Origin of the sequence: Clavibacter michiganensis (genome assembly GCF_016907085.1) — a bacterium.
Lineage (GTDB): Bacteria > Actinomycetota > Actinomycetes > Actinomycetales > Microbacteriaceae > Clavibacter > Clavibacter michiganensis_O.
This window is the reverse complement of sequence record NZ_JAFBBJ010000001.1, coordinates 1,759,259-1,776,797: the sequence shown is the minus strand read 5'-3', so window position 1 is coordinate 1,776,797 and position 17,539 is coordinate 1,759,259. Positions and strand designations below refer to the sequence as shown.

Here is a 17,539-nt window from a genome sequence, read left to right as displayed (position 1 = left end):
GGGATGACACGCGTGGATCTTTTCGAATACCAGGCCAGGGACCTCTTCGAGTCCTACGGCGTCCCGGTCCTCCCGGGGATCGTCGCCGACACCGCCGAGGAGGTGCGTGCCGCGGCCGAGAAGCTCGGCGGCACCGTCGTCGTGAAGGCGCAGGTGAAGACCGGAGGCCGAGGCAAGGCCGGCGGCGTCAAGGTCGCCCAGAGCGCCGACGCGGCGCACGAGGCGGCGCAGTCCATCCTCGGGCTCGACATCAAGGGCCACACCGTGCACCGCGTGATGGTCGCGGCAGGCGCCCGCATCGCGCAGGAGTTCTACTTCTCGATCCTCCTCGACCGCGCCGAGCGCTCCTACCTGTGCCTCGCCAGCTACGAGGGCGGCATGGAGATCGAGGAGCTCGCGGTCACCCGGCCCGAGGCGCTCGCCCGCATCGAGATCGACCCGGTCGCCGGCATCGACGCCGCCAAGGCCGAGGAGATCGCCCGCGCCGCCTCGTTCCCCGAGGAGCTCATCGCCAAGGTCGCGCCCGTCTTCGAGCGCCTCTGGTGGGTCTACCGGGATGAGGACGCGACGCTCGTCGAGGTCAACCCGCTCGTCCTCACGGAGTCGGGCGACATCATCGCCCTCGACGGCAAGGTCACGCTCGACGAGAACGCCGGCTTCCGCCACGAGGGCCACGCCGCCCTCGAGGACGCGGCCGCCGCGGATCCGCTCGAGGCCAAGGCCAAGGAGTCGGACCTCAACTACGTCAAGCTCGACGGCCAGGTCGGCATCATCGGCAACGGCGCGGGCCTCGTCATGTCGACGCTCGACGTCGTCAGCTACGCCGGCGAGCAGCACGGCGGCGTGCGCCCGGCGAACTTCCTCGACATCGGCGGCGGAGCGTCGGCCGAGGTCATGGCCGCCGGCCTCGACGTCATCCTCGGCGACGAGCAGGTCACGAGCGTCTTCGTCAACGTCTTCGGCGGCATCACGTCGTGCGACGCGGTCGCGAACGGCATCGTCGGCGCGCTCGACAAGCTGGGCGACGCCGCCACCAAGCCGCTCGTCGTCCGCCTCGACGGCAACAACGTCGAGGAGGGCCGCCGCATCCTCGAGGAGCGCGCGCACCCCCTCGTCACCGTCGTCGGCACCATGGACGAGGCAGCCGACAAGGCCGCCGAGCTGGCCGCCGCTTAACTCCCGAGAGAGAACAGGAACAGCACATGTCGATTCTTCTCGACGAGAACAGCAAGATCATCGTCCAGGGCCTCACCGGGTCCGAGGGCACCAAGCACGCGGGCCGCATGCTCGCGTCCGGGAGCAAGGTCGTCGGCGGCGTCAACCCGCGCAAGGCCGGCAGCACGGTCACGATCGAGGGCGTCGAGCTCCCGATCTTCGGCTCCGTCGCCGAGGCCATGGCGGAGACGGGCGCCGACGTGTCGGTCATCTTCGTCCCGCCGGCGTTCGCGAAGAGCGCCGTGGTGGAGGCGATCGACGCCGCCATCCCGCTCGCGGTCGTCATCACCGAGGGCATCCCCGTCAAGGACTCCGCCGAGTTCTGGTCGCACGCCAAGAGCACGGGCGGGAAGACCCGGATCGTCGGCCCGAACTGCCCTGGCATCATCAGCCCCGGCAAGTCGAACGCCGGCATCATCCCGGCCACCATCACCGAGGCCGGCCCCATCGGCCTGGTGTCGAAGTCGGGCACGCTCACCTACCAGATGATGTTCGAGCTGCGCGACCTCGGCATCTCGACCGCCATCGGCATCGGCGGCGACCCGATCATCGGCACCACGCACATCGACGCCCTCGAGGCGTTCGAGGCCGACCCGGAGACGCGCGCCATCGTCATGATCGGCGAGATCGGCGGCGACGCCGAGGAGCGCGCGGCCGAGTACATCAAGGCCCACGTCACCAAGCCGGTCGTCGCGTACGTCGCGGGCTTCACCGCGCCCGAGGGCAAGACCATGGGCCACGCCGGCGCCATCGTGTCCGGCGGCAGCGGCACGGCCCAGGGCAAGAAGGAGGCCCTCGAGGCCTCGGGCGTCAAGGTCGGCAAGACGCCGACCGAGACGGCCAACCTCCTCCGCGAGGTCTTCGCCGCCCTGTAGCGACGACGCGCTCGGGAGCGCACGACGACGGCCCGCATCCCCGGTGGATGCGGGCCGTCGTCGTGCCCGGGTCCTTCACATGCGGATCGGCCCGCGGATGCCCCGGCGCGCCCGTCGCCCGACGGGTCGCGCATGGCCCGGCCGGTAGGGTCGTCGAGGCATGAACCGACACGCAACCGCCCTGTTCGCGGCACTCGAGGCGCTCCTGGTGGTGGGGGTCGGCGTCGCCCTGCCCCTCGTTCCGCTCACGGCGCTGTGGGCCGGCCAGTACGACCTGCAGATCGACTGGGGCGTCTTCGCGCGCACCGCGGTCGACCTCTGGCTCCTCGGGCACGGCGTGCCGCTCTCGGCGTCGCTGGATCCGTCGCTCGCGTCCTCCCTCGGCCTCCCGGGCGTGGACGCCCCGTTCGCGCTCACGCTCGCGCCGCTGGGCTTCGCGCTCCTCACGCTCCTGCTCGGCATCCGCGCCGGTCGCCGCATCGTCGAGACCGACCACCCCGGCGTCGGCGCGTTCTCCGCCGTGGCGACGACCGCCGTGCTGTCCCTCGGCCTCGCGCTCGCGGCGCAGCACGATGGCGTCTCCCCGGCCGTCGGGCGCGGGGCGATCCTGCCGACGCTCGTCCTCGCGCTCGGCCTCCTCGTCGGCGGGATCGCGCGCGCCGATCGAGCGAGGGCCCGCCGGTGGTGGGGGTCCCTGTCGTCCGGCCGCGCGGCCGGTGCCATCCGGAGCGCCCGCGGTGCGCTCGACCGCCTGCCGGACGGCGCGGCCTCCCTCGCGGCCACGGCCGTCCGCGGTGGAGCGGCCGCGGCCTTCGGAGTCGTGGCGATCTCCGCCATCGTCGTCGCCGTGCTGCTCGGCCTCCAGTACGCGACCGTCATCACCCTCTACGAGACGCTGCAGACGGGGATCGTCGGCGGCGTCGCCCTCACGCTGGCGCAGATCGCGCTCCTGCCGAACCTGGTGATGTGGGCGGCGTCGTGGCTCATCGGCCCCGGCTTCGCCCTCGGCACCGGGTCATCCATCTCGCCGCTCGGCACGACCGTCGGCCCGATCCCGTCCGTGCCCGTCCTGGGGATCCTGCCGCAGGGGGCGTTCGACCTCGGCTACCTGGGGATCCTCGTCCCGGTCGTCGTCTCCTTCGTCGCCGCTGTCGCGCTGTCCCCGCGGGTCGCCCGGATCCCCGAGCCCGAGGCGCGGCGCTGGCCGTGGTTCCTCGGCGCGGGTCTGGGCATGGGCCTCGTCGGCGCCGTCGTGCTCGCCCTGCTGGCGGTCCTCTCCGGCGGAGCCGCGGGACCGGGCCGCCTGGCCGACGTGGGACCGGCAGCCGGGTGGATCCTCCTCGCCGCGTTCCTCGAGATCGGCGTGGCGTCCGTGGCGGGCATGTTCGTGTCCGGCCTGATGGCCCCCCTCGTCCGGCGCAGCCCCGAGGGACGCGGATAGGCTGTGCGGGTGCTCAACGTGGTCGTCCTCATCTCCGGCAGCGGGACCAACCTCCACGCCCTCCTCCAGGCGGCCGACCATGCGGACTACCCCGCGCGGGTGATCGCGGTCGGGGCCGATCGCGATGCCGACGGCCTCCGCTTCGCCGAGGAGCGCGGCATCCCCACCTTCACGGTCCCGTTCGCGAGCTTCCCCGACCGCGCGGCCTGGGGCGACGAGCTCGCGGCGGCCATCGCCGGCTGGGAACCCGACCTGGTGGTCCTCAGCGGCTTCATGCGCCTCCTGCCGCCGCGCGCCGTGGCGGCGTTCGCGCCTCGCATCGTCAACACGCATCCGGCGTACCTGCCGGAGTTCCCGGGTGCCCACGCCGTCCGGGACGCCATCGCCGCCGGGGCCACGAGCTCCGGGGCGTCCATCATCGTCGTCGACACCGGGGTCGACACCGGGCCGGTGCTCGCGCAGGAGCGCGTGCCCGTGGATCCCGGCGACACCGAGCACACCCTGCACGAGCGCATCAAGGTCGTGGAGCGCAGGCTCCTCGTCGACACGGTGCGCGCGATCTCCCTCGGCACCATCGACCTCAAGGAGCTGTCCCCGGCATGAGCGGACCCCGTCACGACCCGTCCCTGTTCCGTGATCGAGACGGCGTGGAGGTGACGCGCGCCCTCGTCTCCGTCAGCGACAAGACGGGGCTGCTCGAGCTGGCCGCTGCGCTCGCGGAGGCCGGGGTCGAGATCGTCTCCACCGGATCCACCGCGAGCACCATCGCCGAGGCGGGCTTCCCCGTGACGCAGGTGCAGGACGTGACCGGGTTCCCGGAGTCGCTCGACGGACGCGTCAAGACGCTGCACCCCGCGGTCCACGCCGGTCTGCTCGCCGACCTCCGGCTCGAGTCGCACGAGGCGCAGCTGGCGGAGCTCGGCATCTCCCCGTTCCAGCTCGTGGTCGTGAACCTCTACCCGTTCGTCGAGACGGTGGCGTCGGGCGCCCCCGCCTCGGACGTGATCGAGCAGATCGACATCGGCGGCCCCGCCATGGTGCGCGCGTCCGCCAAGAACCACGCGAACGTCGCGATCGTCGTGTCGCCGTCGAGCTACGACGAGGTGATCCAGGCCGTGGGCTCCGGGGGCACCACCCTCGAGCAGCGGCGCCGGCTCGCGGCCGCGGCCTTCGCGCACACGGCCGACTACGACCGCGCGGTCGCCGACTACTTCCGGTCGACCGTCGTCGGCGCAGGATCCTCCGATCAGGCCGCCCCCGCCTGGCCTGCGAGCTGGGACGTCGGGGGCGAGCTGGCCCAGGTGCTCCGGTACGGGGAGAACTCCCACCAGGACGCCGCGCTCTACCGACGGCCCGATGGCGTCGGCATCGCCCAGGCGACGCAGCTGCACGGCAAGGAGATGTCCTACAACAACTTCGTCGACGCGGATGCGGCGGTGCGAGCCGCCTACGACTTCGCGGAGCCGGCGGTGGCCATCATCAAGCACGCCAACCCCTGCGGCATCGCCGTCGCGGCGCCCCGCGCGGTCGACGCGATCGCCGCCGCGCACCGGAGCGCGCATGACTGCGATCCCGTCTCGGCCTTCGGGGGAGTGATCGCGGCGAACCGCACGGTCACGCTGGGGATGGCGGAGACGGTGAAGGAGATCTTCACGGAGGTGCTCGTCGCCCCCGGGTTCGACGACGACGCGCTCACGCTGCTCAAGACGAAGAAGAACCTCCGGTTGCTCACTCTCCCCGAGGGGTACCACCGCGAAGAGCTCGAGGCCCGCCAGATCTCGGGCGGCTACCTCGTCCAGTCCGGCGACGCCTTCCCCACGGACGGCACGCGCCTCTCGACGACCTGGACCCTGGCCACCGGCGAACCCGTGGACGAGCAGACGCTCGCGGACCTCGAGTTCGCGTGGAAGGCCTGTCGGGCGGTGAAGTCGAACGCGATCCTGCTCGCCCACCACGGGGCTTCCGTCGGCGTGGGCATGGGTCAGGTCAACCGGGTGGACTCGTGTCAGCTCGCCGTGCAGCGCGCGGGCGACCGGGCATCCGGATCGGTGGCCGCGTCCGACGCGTTCTTCCCGTTCGCCGACGGTCTGCAGGTCCTGCTCGACGCCGGCGTCCGCGCGGTGGTCCAGCCCGGAGGGTCGGTTCGCGACGAGGAGGTCGTCGAGGCCGCTCGCGCCGCGGGCGTCGCCATGTACTTCACGGGCGAGCGCCACTTCTTCCACTGATGCGCGCGGCGGCGGTCCCCCGGGGCCGCCGCTCCGCCGCCTGCGTGAGGCCGTTGCGACACGCCCGGGATGCGGGTTGTTTTGCGGGGGTGGGGTGGTCCGCGTAATGTCTCCTCTTGTCGCCGGAACGGGCGGGAAGCTGGAAGGCTTCCGGAGCTGTTCTGGTGGGTGATGATCCTGGTGAAACAGAAGTTGCCGTGGCCCTGAGGGTTGCGTGTTTACCATCAACTGAGCTAGGGTCTGATTCTGCTTCCGACGTGAGTGCTGGGCCTGTGTGGTCTGGATCACTCCCACGGGGAGCGGTGGAGTGTGAGCTCCGATGGCTGGCTGTGATGGTCGGTGTCGGGAGCGTCCGTTCCTTGAGAACTCAACAGCGTGCACAATGTCAAATGCCAAATACCCGTTGCGGGTGTCCTTCGGATGCTCGTTTCGGATTCCTTTGGAATACATTTAAACAAACAAGCAAGTCAGTAATGATTTGTTCTGTCGGTTTCAAACTTGCTGGTTCGTGTTCGATTCCCGTTCACGTCTGGCTTTAGATGTGCCGGCTGCTTTCGGGTGGTCGTGCGTTTAAGCATTTATGGAGAGTTTGATCCTGGCTCAGGACGAACGCTGGCGGCGTGCTTAACACATGCAAGTCGAACGGTGATGTCAGAGCTTGCTCTGGCGGATCAGTGGCGAACGGGTGAGTAACACGTGAGTAACCTGCCCCCGACTCTGGGATAACTGCTAGAAATGGTAGCTAATACCGGATATGACGATTGGCCGCATGGTCTGGTCGTGGAAAGAATTTCGGTTGGGGATGGACTCGCGGCCTATCAGGTTGTTGGTGAGGTAATGGCTCACCAAGCCTACGACGGGTAGCCGGCCTGAGAGGGTGACCGGCCACACTGGGACTGAGACACGGCCCAGACTCCTACGGGAGGCAGCAGTGGGGAATATTGCACAATGGGCGCAAGCCTGATGCAGCAACGCCGCGTGAGGGATGACGGCCTTCGGGTTGTAAACCTCTTTTAGTAGGGAAGAAGCGAAAGTGACGGTACCTGCAGAAAAAGCACCGGCTAACTACGTGCCAGCAGCCGCGGTAATACGTAGGGTGCAAGCGTTGTCCGGAATTATTGGGCGTAAAGAGCTCGTAGGCGGTTTGTCGCGTCTGCTGTGAAATCCCGAGGCTCAACCTCGGGTCTGCAGTGGGTACGGGCAGACTAGAGTGCGGTAGGGGAGATTGGAATTCCTGGTGTAGCGGTGGAATGCGCAGATATCAGGAGGAACACCGATGGCGAAGGCAGATCTCTGGGCCGTAACTGACGCTGAGGAGCGAAAGCATGGGGAGCGAACAGGATTAGATACCCTGGTAGTCCATGCCGTAAACGTTGGGAACTAGATGTGGGGACCATTCCACGGTCTCCGTGTCGCAGCTAACGCATTAAGTTCCCCGCCTGGGGAGTACGGCCGCAAGGCTAAAACTCAAAGGAATTGACGGGGGCCCGCACAAGCGGCGGAGCATGCGGATTAATTCGATGCAACGCGAAGAACCTTACCAAGGCTTGACATATACCGGAAACATGCAGAGATGTGTGCCCCGCAAGGTCGGTATACAGGTGGTGCATGGTTGTCGTCAGCTCGTGTCGTGAGATGTTGGGTTAAGTCCCGCAACGAGCGCAACCCTCGTTCTATGTTGCCAGCACGTAATGGTGGGAACTCATAGGAGACTGCCGGGGTCAACTCGGAGGAAGGTGGGGATGACGTCAAATCATCATGCCCCTTATGTCTTGGGCTTCACGCATGCTACAATGGCCGGTACAAAGGGCTGCGATACCGTAAGGTGGAGCGAATCCCAAAAAGCCGGTCTCAGTTCGGATTGAGGTCTGCAACTCGACCTCATGAAGTCGGAGTCGCTAGTAATCGCAGATCAGCAACGCTGCGGTGAATACGTTCCCGGGCCTTGTACACACCGCCCGTCAAGTCATGAAAGTCGGTAACACCCGAAGCCAGTGGCCTAACCGCAAGGGAGGAGCTGTCGAAGGTGGGATCGGTGATTAGGACTAAGTCGTAACAAGGTAGCCGTACCGGAAGGTGCGGCTGGATCACCTCCTTTCTAAGGAGCATGTGCACCTCTCCTCTGTATACAGGGAGATCAATGGTGCCAAGTCACGCGTCAGGCGTCTGTTCTGGCGGTGGCGCTCATGGGTGGAACATTGACATTGATGCCGGCTGATGTGTCGGGCTGCTAGTACGCCTCCTTGGGGGTGGGAACGTGGTTCGGTGTGTCGAGGGCATGTTGCACGCTGTTGGGTCCTGAGGGACCGGGCCGCATCTTTCGGGGTGTGTCTGGTTTCTTGTCGGACCCTTTCCGTCGTCCCTGAGTGGATGGTGGTGGGGTACCGCCCGTATATTGAGAACTACACAGTGGACGCGAGCATCTTAGATTCACCGGTTTTCCGGTCGATCACAAAGATCTATTTATAGATCATTGGTCAATTCTGTCTCCTCTAGGGGAGGCGAAACGATTCAATCTCATGTGATTTCAAGATTCTAAGAGCAAACGGTGGATGCCTTGGCATCTGGAGCCGAAGAAGGACGTATAAATCTGCGATAAGCCTCGGGGAGCTGATAATAGAGCTTTGATCCGAGGATTTCCGAATGGGGAAACCCCGCCAGGCCCTTTGGGTGACCTGGTGACTCCCGCCTGAATATATAGGGCGGGTAGAGGGAACGTGGGGAAGTGAAACATCTCAGTACCCACAGGAAGAGAAAGCAAAAGCGATTCCGTTAGTAGTGGCGAGCGAAACCGGAAGAGGCCAAACCGATCATGTGTGATATCCGGTAGGAGTTGCATGGTCGGGGTTGCGGGACTTTCCGTACAGTTCTACCGAGCTGTGAGGGCAATGAGCGCGATATAGACGAATGGTCTTGAAAGGCCAGTCACAGAGGGTGCGAACCCCGTAGTCGAAATGTCGTCGCCTGTCCGGAGAGTATCCCAAGTAGCACGGGGCCCGAGAAATCCCGTGTGAATCTGTCAGGACCACCTGATAAGCCTAAATACTCCCAGATGACCGATAGCGGACAAGTACCGTGAGGGAAAGGTGAAAAGTACCCCGGGAGGGGAGTGAAATAGTACCTGAAACCGTTTGCTTACAAACCGTTGGAGCACCCTTGTTGGTGTGACAGCGTGCCTTTTGAAGAATGAGCCTGCGAGTTAGTGATATGTGGCGAGGTTAACCCGTGAGGGGCAGCCGTAGCGAAAGCGAGTCTTAATAGGGCGTATGAGTCGCATGTTCTAGACCCGAAGCGAAGTGATCTATCCATGGCCAGGTTGAAGCGACGGTAAGACGTCGTGGAGGACCGAACCCACTTCAGTTGAAAATGGAGGGGATGAGCTGTGGATAGGGGTGAAAGGCCAATCAAACTTCGTGATAGCTGGTTCTCTCCGAAATGCATTTAGGTGCAGCGTTGCGTGTTTCTTGCCGGAGGTAGAGCTACTGGATGGACGATGGGCCCCAAAAGGTTACTGACTTCAGCCAAACTCCGAATGCCGGTAAGTGAGAGCGCAGCAGTGAGACGGTGGGGGATAAGCTTCATCGTCGAGAGGGAAACAACCCAGACCACCATCTAAGGTCCCTAAGCGCGTGCTAAGTGGGAAAGGATGTGGAGTTGCATAGACAACCAGGAGGTTGGCTTAGAAGCAGCCACCCTTGAAAGAGTGCGTAATAGCTCACTGGTCAAGTGATTCCGCGCCGACAATGTAACGGGGCTCAAGCACGCCACCGAAGTTGTGGCATTTATATTATAGGCAGGCCTTCGTGGTCCAGCCGTATGGATGGGTAGGAGAGCGTCGTGTGGCCAGCGAAGCGGCGGTGTGAACCAGCCGTGGAGGCCACACGAGTGAGAATGCAGGCATGAGTAGCGAAAGACGGGTGAGAAACCCGTCCTCCGAAAGACCAAGGGTTCCAGGGCCAGGCTAATCCGCCCTGGGTAAGTCGGGACCTAAGGCGAGGCCGACAGGCGTAGTCGATGGACAACGGGTTGATATTCCCGTACCGATGAAGAACCGCCCAAGACAATCCAGTAATGCTAAGTGTCTGAATCCTTGATTCGATCCCTTCGGGGTGACGGTCTTGGCCTAGCACACGACCCTACGCTGGCGCGTTTAGCGTATTAACAGGTGTGACGCAGGAAGGTAGCTGAGCCGGGCGATGGTTGTCCCGGTCTAAGGATGTAGGGCAGAAGATAGGCAAATCCGTCTTCTATGTAGCCTGAGACCCGATGGGTAGTCCTCACGGACGAAATCAGTGATCCTATGCTGCCGAGAAAAGCATCGACGCGAGGTTCCAATCGCCCGTACCCCAAACCGACTCAGGTGGTCAGGTAGAGAATACTAAGGAGATCGAGAGAATCGTGGTTAAGGAACTCGGCAAAATGCCCCCGTAACTTCGGGAGAAGGGGGGCCTGAGGCGTGTAGGGATTTACTCCTGAAGCGTTTGAAGGCCGCAGAGACCAGTGGGAAGCGACTGTTTACTAAAAACACAGGTCCGTGCTAAGTCGCAAGACGATGTATACGGACTGACGCCTGCCCGGTGCTGGAAGGTTAAGAGGAACGGTTAGCACGCAAGTGCGAAGCTGAGAATTTAAGCCCCAGTAAACGGCGGTGGTAACTATAACCATCCTAAGGTAGCGAAATTCCTTGTCGGGTAAGTTCCGACCTGCACGAATGGCGTAACGACTTCCCAGCTGTCTCAACCGCGAACTCGGCGAAATTGCACTACGAGTAAAGATGCTCGTTACGCGCAGCAGGACGGAAAGACCCCGTGACCTTTACTACAGCTTGGTATTGGTGTTCGGTGTGGCTTGTGTAGGATAGGTGGGAGACTGTGAAGCTCGGACGCTAGTTCGGGTGGAGTCATTGTTGAAATACCACTCTGGTCACTCTGGATATCTAACTTCGAACCGTAATCCGGTTCAGGGACAGTGCCTGGTGGGTAGTTTAACTGGGGCGGTTGCCTCCTAAAAAGTAACGGAGGCGCCCAAAGGTTCCCTCAACCTGGTTGGTAATCAGGTGTCGAGTGTAAGTGCACAAGGGAGCTTGACTGTGAGACTGACAAGTCGAGCAGGGACGAAAGTCGGGACTAGTGATCCGGCAGTGGCTTGTGGAAGCGCTGTCGCTCAACGGATAAAAGGTACCTCGGGGATAACAGGCTGATCTTGCCCAAGAGTCCATATCGACGGCATGGTTTGGCACCTCGATGTCGGCTCGTCGCATCCTGGGGCTGGAGTAGGTCCCAAGGGTTGGGCTGTTCGCCCATTAAAGCGGTACGCGAGCTGGGTTTAGAACGTCGTGAGACAGTTCGGTCCCTATCCGCTGCGCGCGTAGGAAATTTGAGAAGATCTATCCCTAGTACGAGAGGACCGGGATGGACGAACCTCTGGTGTGTCAGTTGTTCCGCCAGGAGCACCGCTGATTAGCTACGTTCGGAACGGATAACCGCTGAAAGCATCTAAGCGGGAAGCCGGCTTCGAGATGAGATTTCCATCCCTTTTAGGGTGAAGGCTCCCGGCTAGACTACCGGGTTGATAGGCAGGATGTGGAAGCGAGGACTAAAGACTCGTGGAGCTGACCTGTACTAATAAGCCGATATCTTGAAAACACTTTGCTTGCGTCCACTATGTGGTTCCCGATATACGGTCGGGTGCTAATTGAACAACCAGCTTGACTGGTCGATTCATCACAGATTTCATGCCCTGTGGGGTGTGTATGAGGTGTTTCGGCGGCCATAGCGAGAGGGAAACGCCCGGTTACATTCCGAACCCGGAAGCTAAGACTCTCAGCGCCGATGGTACTGCAGGGGGGACCCTGTGGGAGAGTAGGACACCGCCGGACTTAACTTGAGAATGATCGGGGAGGCCCGTCGCACATCGTGCGACGGGCCTTCTCGCGTTAACGAGCGGATACGGGCTCACCGGTGACGGGCCCGCGAGGCGCCTTGGCTCTGCGAACGCGGATGCCCTCTCGTCCACGCTCCCGCCGTCGCGTGCCGTCACCGCTATCGCGTACGGGATCGCGCCCGGTAGTGCTGTGGAATGCGTCCTTCCGCGCGTTGCTGTCAGCCCTCTCACATGGCGGTCATAACAGCTGCCGTTATCGTCGTCGTTCGTGACCGAATCCCGCGAGAACGACCGCACACCCGGCCAGCCCCGAGACCACGCGGCGGGGGACGCGTCCAAGACACCCGCGATCACGCGGAAGCCCGACTCGAGCTCCGCTCGACCGAGTGCCGGTGTCCCGCTCGGCAGGGCGTTGTCCGCGGCCCTCGTGTCCGCGGGTGTCTCCGCGATCCTCGGTCTCCTCTTCAGCGTGCTGACGCTCTTCAGCGCCAACCAGCCGGGCGCGGCTGTGCTGGTGACGCTGCTCGACTACTGGACCGTCCACACGCTGGTGGCCTTCGTGCTCCTCGCCGCCCTCGCGGGCGTCGGGATGCACCGCCGTCTGTGGACGTCGATCCTCGGTTCCGTGGCCGCTGCGGTGGCCGGTGCGCTGATCGGCAGCCTCGTCGGTGCCATGGGCCAGGGCGCCGCCATCTCCGGCGACATCGTCAGCCCGCTGCTGGAGACGCTCCTCGGGCTCAACCTCATGTTCGTCCTCGGGGTCTCGCTGGCGTCCGTCCTCCTCGGTCGACGTCTGTGGAACCGGCTCGGGGGCGCGGGTAGCGACGTGGTCGTCCGGGAGCGCGTGGCACTCGTGCGGATCCCCTCCTCGCGGCTCGCTGAGGGCGAGCTGACGCACCTGGACCGCCGTCCCATCGACTCCGAGCTCGCGGACCAGCAGTGGGAGCGCTACGTGCTCGCCCTCGAGGAGAGCGGATGGTCGACCCGGGAGGTCCCGCCGGCCGACGACCACCCCGACTCGGTCTTCGTGGAGGACGCCGTGCTGGTGCTCGGCAGCACGGCCGTGCTGCTCACCTCCGGGGCGGACTCCCGCCGTGGCGAGCGCGCCGGTGTGGAGCGCGCTCTGGAGGACATGGACCTGGATGTGACATCCATCGACCTGCCCGCGACGATCGACGGGGGAGACGTCCTCGAGGTCGGGCGCACGGTCTACGTGGGTGCCAGCGGACGGACCAACGCCGCGGGGATCCAGCGCCTGCGCGAGATCGCCGGCCCGCTCGGTTACGCGGTGGTGGGCGTCCCGGTCAGCCGCACCCTGCACCTCAAGTCGCAGGTCACGGCACTCCCGGACGGCACCGTCATCGGATACGAGCCGCTGGTCGACGAGCCGCGACTGTTCCCGTCGTTCCTCCCCGTCCCCGAGGCGGAGGGCACGGCCGTCGTCGCGCTCGACGCGCACACGCTGCTCCTCTCGGCTGCCGCACCCCGCACGGCTGACCTGCTCCGGAGCCTGGGCTACGAGGTCGTGGCCGTGGACATCAGCGAGTTCGAGAAGCTCGAAGGCTGCGTCACCTGCCTGTCGGTCCGCATCGGCTGACGCCGGCGACGCTCGCGGCCGCACTGCGGTCCGGCGACGCGCACGCCTCCGCCTCGCATGAGAGCCCGGCCCGCATCCTCGGATGCGGGCCGGGCTCTTGTGCGCGTGGCCCGCGCTCCATATCCTGGAAGGCTGCCTGGGGCGGCCATTCACGTGGTCGATCGGTGCGGCCCACACGTGAATCGCATACGCAGCCAGGGAGGGTGTCATGACCACGACATCGACGACAGACGCACGCACGACCTCGAGCCGGATCGGCACGGCGGCCGTCGCCGTGACCCCGGCGTCCCTCGGTCCGCTCCGCTAGCCCACCGGTCGTGCGCGACGCCGCGGCGTCCCGCGCACGGCCCACGACCGTGACCGGTCGTGCCGGCGACGCCGCTCCTCCTCCCGCATGCAGGACGTCGGGGCACCGGATCTCGATCTCCGCATCACTCGGACGCAGGCGTCCCGCGTCCGATCCACCGATCCCGAGCCGGCGGGCATCCTCTCCTGCTCCCGACCAGATCCCCCCATCCTCCGTCGCGCGCGTCCTGACGCGCGCGGCCGCCCCGCACGTCCGGCCGCGCATCGGCCGACTACCGAAGGAATGACACGTGTCCACCTCACCGCCCGCATCGCCCGACCAGGCGCCGTCCGAGCGGCACGGCCCCCGGCCCGGCACCATCGCCGTGCTCATGCGGCTGCTGCCGTTCGCCCGGCCCGCCATGCCCAGCATCATCGCGGGCATGGTGGTGGCGCTCGTCGGCTCGCTGCTGTCGCTCGTCATCCCGCAGATCCTCCGCGGTCTCGTCGACGGCCCGCTCGGCGACGGCGACTCCGCCGCCGTGGTGCCCGCCGTGCTCCTGATCCTCGGCCTCGGGATCCTCGAGGCCGCGATGATCGCCCTCCGCCGCTGGTTCGTGCTGAAGCCCGGCACGCTCATGGAGGCGGACATGCGGAACGCGTTCTACCGGAAGCTGCAGCGGCTCCCGGTCGCGTTCCACGACCGGTGGCAGAGCGGCCAGCTCCTGTCGCGCATGGTCAGCGACCTCAACCTCATCCGCCGCTGGATGGCGTTCGGCCTGGTGCTGTTCATCGTCAACATCCTCACGATCCTCGTGGGCATCGGGTTCCTGGTCTCCATCGACTGGCGCCTGGGCCTCGGCTTCCTCGTCTGCTCCATCCCGCTCTGGGTCTACGGCTACCTCTTCGAGCAGAAGTACTCCTCGGTGGCGCGGCTCAGCCAGGACCAGTCCGGCGACCTCGCCACGAGCGTCGAGCAGTCGGTGCACGGGATCCGCGTGCTCAAGGCGTTTGGTCGCGGCAAGCACATGCACGACGCGTTCGCCGAGCAGGCGGAGGAGCTGCGCGGCACGGAGATCAAGAAGGCGAAGGCCATCGCCGGCATCTGGCTGTGGCTGCTGCTGGTGCCCGACCTGACCTTCGCGCTCGCGCTGCTCGGCGGCGTGCTGCTCGCCGCGGGCGGGCAGATCTCGGTGGGCGACCTCGTGGCGTTCTTCGCCACCGCCGCGGTGCTGCGCTGGCCGATCGAGTCGGTGGGCTTCCTCCTGTCGATGACCTTCGACGCGCGGACGGCCATCGACCGCTACTTCGAGGTGATGGACGAGGAGGACGTGATCACGGATCCCACGACGCCCGTGCGCATCGCCGAGCCGCGTGGCCACCTCGTGTTCCGCGGCGCGCGCTTCCGCTACCAGGACGCCGTCCCGGGCCAGGCCGACCTGATCGACGGGGTGGACCTCGACCTGCAGCCCGGGGAGACGATGGCGCTCGTCGGCGTCACGGGCTGCGGCAAGTCGACGCTCACGGCGCTGACTACGCGGCTCTACGACGTGACGGGCGGCAGCATCGAGCTCGACGGCGTGGACATCCGCGACCTCGGGCTCGAGGAGCTGCGCCGTCGCATCGCGATGGCGTTCGAGGACGCGACGCTGTTCTCCTCGAGCGTCCGCGACAACGTGCTGCTCGGTCGCCCGGACCTCTCCGACGGCGGGCCCGAGGCGGAGCGGGTGCTGCAGGAGGCGCTCGACATCGCGCAGGCCGGCTTCGTGCACGACCTGCCCGACGGCGTCGAGACGACCGTGGGCGAGGAGGGGCTGAGCCTCTCCGGCGGACAGCGGCAGCGGCTCGCGCTCGCGCGCGCGGTCGCCGCGGCACCCGACGTGCTGGTCCTCGACGACCCGCTCTCGGCGCTCGACGTCGACACGGAGGCGCTCGTCGAGGCGGCGCTGCGCCGCGTGCTTGCATCCACCACCGCGCTGATCGTGGCGCACCGCCCCTCGACCGTGATGCTCGCGGACCGGGTGGCGCTCATGCAGGACGGCCGCATCACCGCGGTCGGCCGGCACTCCGACCTGCTCGCCACGAGCGAGCACTACCGGTTCGTCATCTCGAGCCTGGACGTGGAAGGGAACACCGTGCGCGAGGAGGCCTCAGCATGAGCGTCACCGGGGTCACCGGCGAGGAGAGGGACGACTTCTCCCGTGCCGAGAGCAAGCAGATCCGCCGTCGCTCGACCAGGCTGCTCGTCAGCACCATCCAGCCGGTCAAGCGGACGCTGATCCTCACGGCCGCGACGATCCTCGTGGCCACCGCCGCGAACGTCGCCGGCCCCGCCCTCATCGGCGTCGGCCTCGACCGCGCGCTGCCGTCGCTGCTCGACACGGGCGACGCCACGCTGCTCGCGCTCGTGATCGGCGCGTACGTGCTCGTCGCGATCACGGGCGCCGTGCTGGTGGCGAAGTACCAGGTGATGTCGGCGCGCATCGCGCAGGAGATCCTCCTCGACCTCCGCAAGCGCATGTTCCTGCACACGCAGAAGCTGAGCCTGGAGTTCCACGAGACGTACACGTCCGGCCGGATCATCTCCCGCCAGACGAGCGACCTCGACTCGATCCGGGAGCTGCTGAACGGCGGCATCAACCAGCTCGTGCAGGGCGCGCTCTACATGGCGTTCACCGCCATCGCGCTGTTCTCCTTCGACTGGGTGTCCGGCCTCGTGCTGCTCGCGGCGCTCGTGCCCCTGTTCTTCCTGAGCCTCTGGTTCGCCGTGAAGTCGCAGGCGCTGTTCCGCCAGACGCGCGTGAAGTCGGCGCGACTCATCGTGCACTTCGTGGAGACGATGACGGGCATACGCGCGGTCAAGGCCTTCCGCAAGGAGAAGCGCAACGCGGAGGAGTTCTCCGAGCACGTCGAGGGCTACCGCGACACCAACATGCGCGTGATCCAGGTCTTCGGGATCTTCGACCCGGGCCTCATCCTCATCGGCAACGTCACGGTCGCCGTGGTGCTCCTGGTCGGCGGCCTCCGCGTCGCGGACGGGCAGCTCGGCATCGGCGCGCTGCTCGCGGTCGTGCTCTACACGCGGCAGTTCTTCGGGCCGGCGCAGGACATGGCGATGTTCTACAACAGCTACCAGTCGGCGTCGGCCGCGCTCGAGAAGATCTCCGGCGTGCTCGAGGAGGAGCCGAGCGTGCCGGATCCCGTGAAGCCGGTCGACCTGTGGGAGTCCACGGGCCACGTCTCCTTCGAGGGCGTCGAGTTCGGCTACGGGAAGGGCAAGACGATCCTGCCGCGCTTCGACCTCGACATGCCGGCGGGGCAGACCATCGCGCTCGTCGGATCCACCGGAGCGGGCAAGACCACGCTCGCGAAGCTCATCTCCCGGTTCTACGACCCGTCGGGCGGGCGCGTTGCGCTCGATGGGATCGACCTCCGCGACCTGCACCCGAAGGACCTGCGCCGCGCCATCGTCATGGTGACGCAGGAGGCGTACCTCTTCTCCGGATCCGTCGCCGACAACATCGCGATCGGCAAGCCCGACGCGACGCGGGGCGAGATCCGGGAGGCGGCGGAGGCTGTGGGGGCGCACACGTTCATCGAGTCGCTGCCGGACGGCTACGACACCGACGTGAACAAGCGCGGCGGCCGGGTGTCGGCAGGGCAGCGCCAGCTGATCTCGTTCGCGCGGGCGTTCCTCGCGGACCCGGCGGTGCTGATCCTCGACGAGGCGACGAGCTCGCTCGACATCCCGAGCGAGCGGCTCGTGCAGCAGGGCCTCACGACGCTGCTCGCGGACAGGACGGCGATCATCATCGCGCACCGGCTCTCGACCGTCGCGATCGCGGATCGCGTGCTCGTGATGGAGCAGGGCCGCATCGTCGAGGACGGGACGCCGGAGTCGCTCATCCAGGGCACGGGCCGCTTCTCGCAGCTGCACGCCGCGTGGCGGGAGTCGCTGGTCTAGCGTCGGCGCGCGGACGCGGCCCGGGTGCCTCCCGTCGGGAGGCACCCGGGCCGC

8 protein-coding genes and 3 rRNA genes are annotated in these 17,539 nt (G+C 66.0%); all 11 read left to right on the top strand.

The window, feature by feature from the left end; genetic code table 11:
- Window positions 1-12 precede the first annotated feature (12 nt).
- The gene (gene sucC, locus JOE38_RS08110) at window positions 13-1,176 is read left to right on the top strand and encodes an ADP-forming succinate--CoA ligase subunit beta (protein WP_045530563.1); all 1,164 of its coding nucleotides are present in this window, start codon (window positions 13-15) and stop codon (window positions 1,174-1,176) included.
- Window positions 1,177-1,202: 26 nt separating this feature from the next.
- On the top strand, window positions 1,203-2,090 hold the full coding sequence (gene sucD, locus JOE38_RS08105; protein WP_063070856.1) for a succinate--CoA ligase subunit alpha: 888 nt from the start codon (window positions 1,203-1,205) through the stop codon (window positions 2,088-2,090).
- Window positions 2,091-2,250: 160 nt separating this feature from the next.
- Window positions 2,251-3,531 carry a cell division protein PerM gene (locus JOE38_RS08100; protein WP_204575662.1) on the top strand — a complete coding sequence of 427 codons (1,281 nt, stop codon included), beginning with the start codon at window positions 2,251-2,253 and terminating at the stop codon, window positions 3,529-3,531.
- 3 nt (window positions 3,532-3,534) lie between these two features.
- Entirely contained in the window at window positions 3,535-4,134 is a 600-nt protein-coding gene (purN, locus tag JOE38_RS08095; RefSeq protein WP_204575661.1) for a phosphoribosylglycinamide formyltransferase, read from the top strand.
- The gene (gene purH / locus JOE38_RS08090) at window positions 4,131-5,756 is read left to right on the top strand and encodes a bifunctional phosphoribosylaminoimidazolecarboxamide formyltransferase/IMP cyclohydrolase (RefSeq protein WP_204575660.1); all 1,626 of its coding nucleotides are present in this window, start codon (window positions 4,131-4,133) and stop codon (window positions 5,754-5,756) included. The genes purN and purH overlap by 4 nt, the downstream gene beginning before the upstream one ends.
- A 577-nt stretch (window positions 5,757-6,333) precedes the next feature.
- A 16S ribosomal RNA gene (locus JOE38_RS08085) occupies window positions 6,334-7,854 on the top strand.
- Between the two features lie 427 nt (window positions 7,855-8,281).
- Window positions 8,282-11,401 (top strand): 23S ribosomal RNA (locus JOE38_RS08080).
- 116 nt (window positions 11,402-11,517) lie between these two features.
- A 5S ribosomal RNA gene (rrf, locus tag JOE38_RS08075) occupies window positions 11,518-11,634 on the top strand.
- The 16S, 23S and 5S rRNA genes sit together here, the layout of an rRNA operon.
- 273 nt (window positions 11,635-11,907) lie before the next feature.
- Window positions 11,908-13,236, top strand: coding sequence for a dimethylargininase (gene ddaH / locus JOE38_RS08070; protein ID WP_307838847.1), 1,329 nt, complete (start codon window positions 11,908-11,910; stop codon window positions 13,234-13,236).
- Between the two features lie 677 nt (window positions 13,237-13,913).
- Complete coding sequence (locus JOE38_RS08065) at window positions 13,914-15,680, top strand: ABC transporter ATP-binding protein (protein WP_239545321.1); 1,767 nt, start codon at window positions 13,914-13,916, stop codon at window positions 15,678-15,680.
- Window positions 15,677-17,485, top strand: a complete 1,809-nt coding sequence (locus tag JOE38_RS08060; protein ID WP_204575658.1) for an ABC transporter ATP-binding protein — start codon at window positions 15,677-15,679, stop codon at window positions 17,483-17,485. Before JOE38_RS08065 ends, JOE38_RS08060 begins: the two co-directional genes overlap by 4 nt.
- The last annotated feature ends 54 nt before the right edge of the window (window positions 17,486-17,539 follow it).

Bases quoted from the DNA above. Each gene is read 5' to 3' on its own strand.
- JOE38_RS08100 (WP_204575662.1), top strand. From the start codon at position 2,251: ATGAACCGACACGCAACCGCCCTGTTCGCGGCACTCGAGGCGCTCCTG.
- JOE38_RS08065 (WP_239545321.1), top strand. From the start codon at position 13,914: ATGCGGCTGCTGCCGTTCGCCCGGCCCGCCATGCCCAGCATCATCGCG.
- purH (WP_204575660.1), top strand. From the start codon at position 4,131: ATGAGCGGACCCCGTCACGACCCGTCCCTGTTCCGTGATCGAGACGGC.
- sucD (WP_063070856.1), top strand. From the start codon at position 1,203: ATGTCGATTCTTCTCGACGAGAACAGCAAGATCATCGTCCAGGGCCTC.
- JOE38_RS08060 (WP_204575658.1), top strand. From the start codon at position 15,677: ATGAGCGTCACCGGGGTCACCGGCGAGGAGAGGGACGACTTCTCCCGT.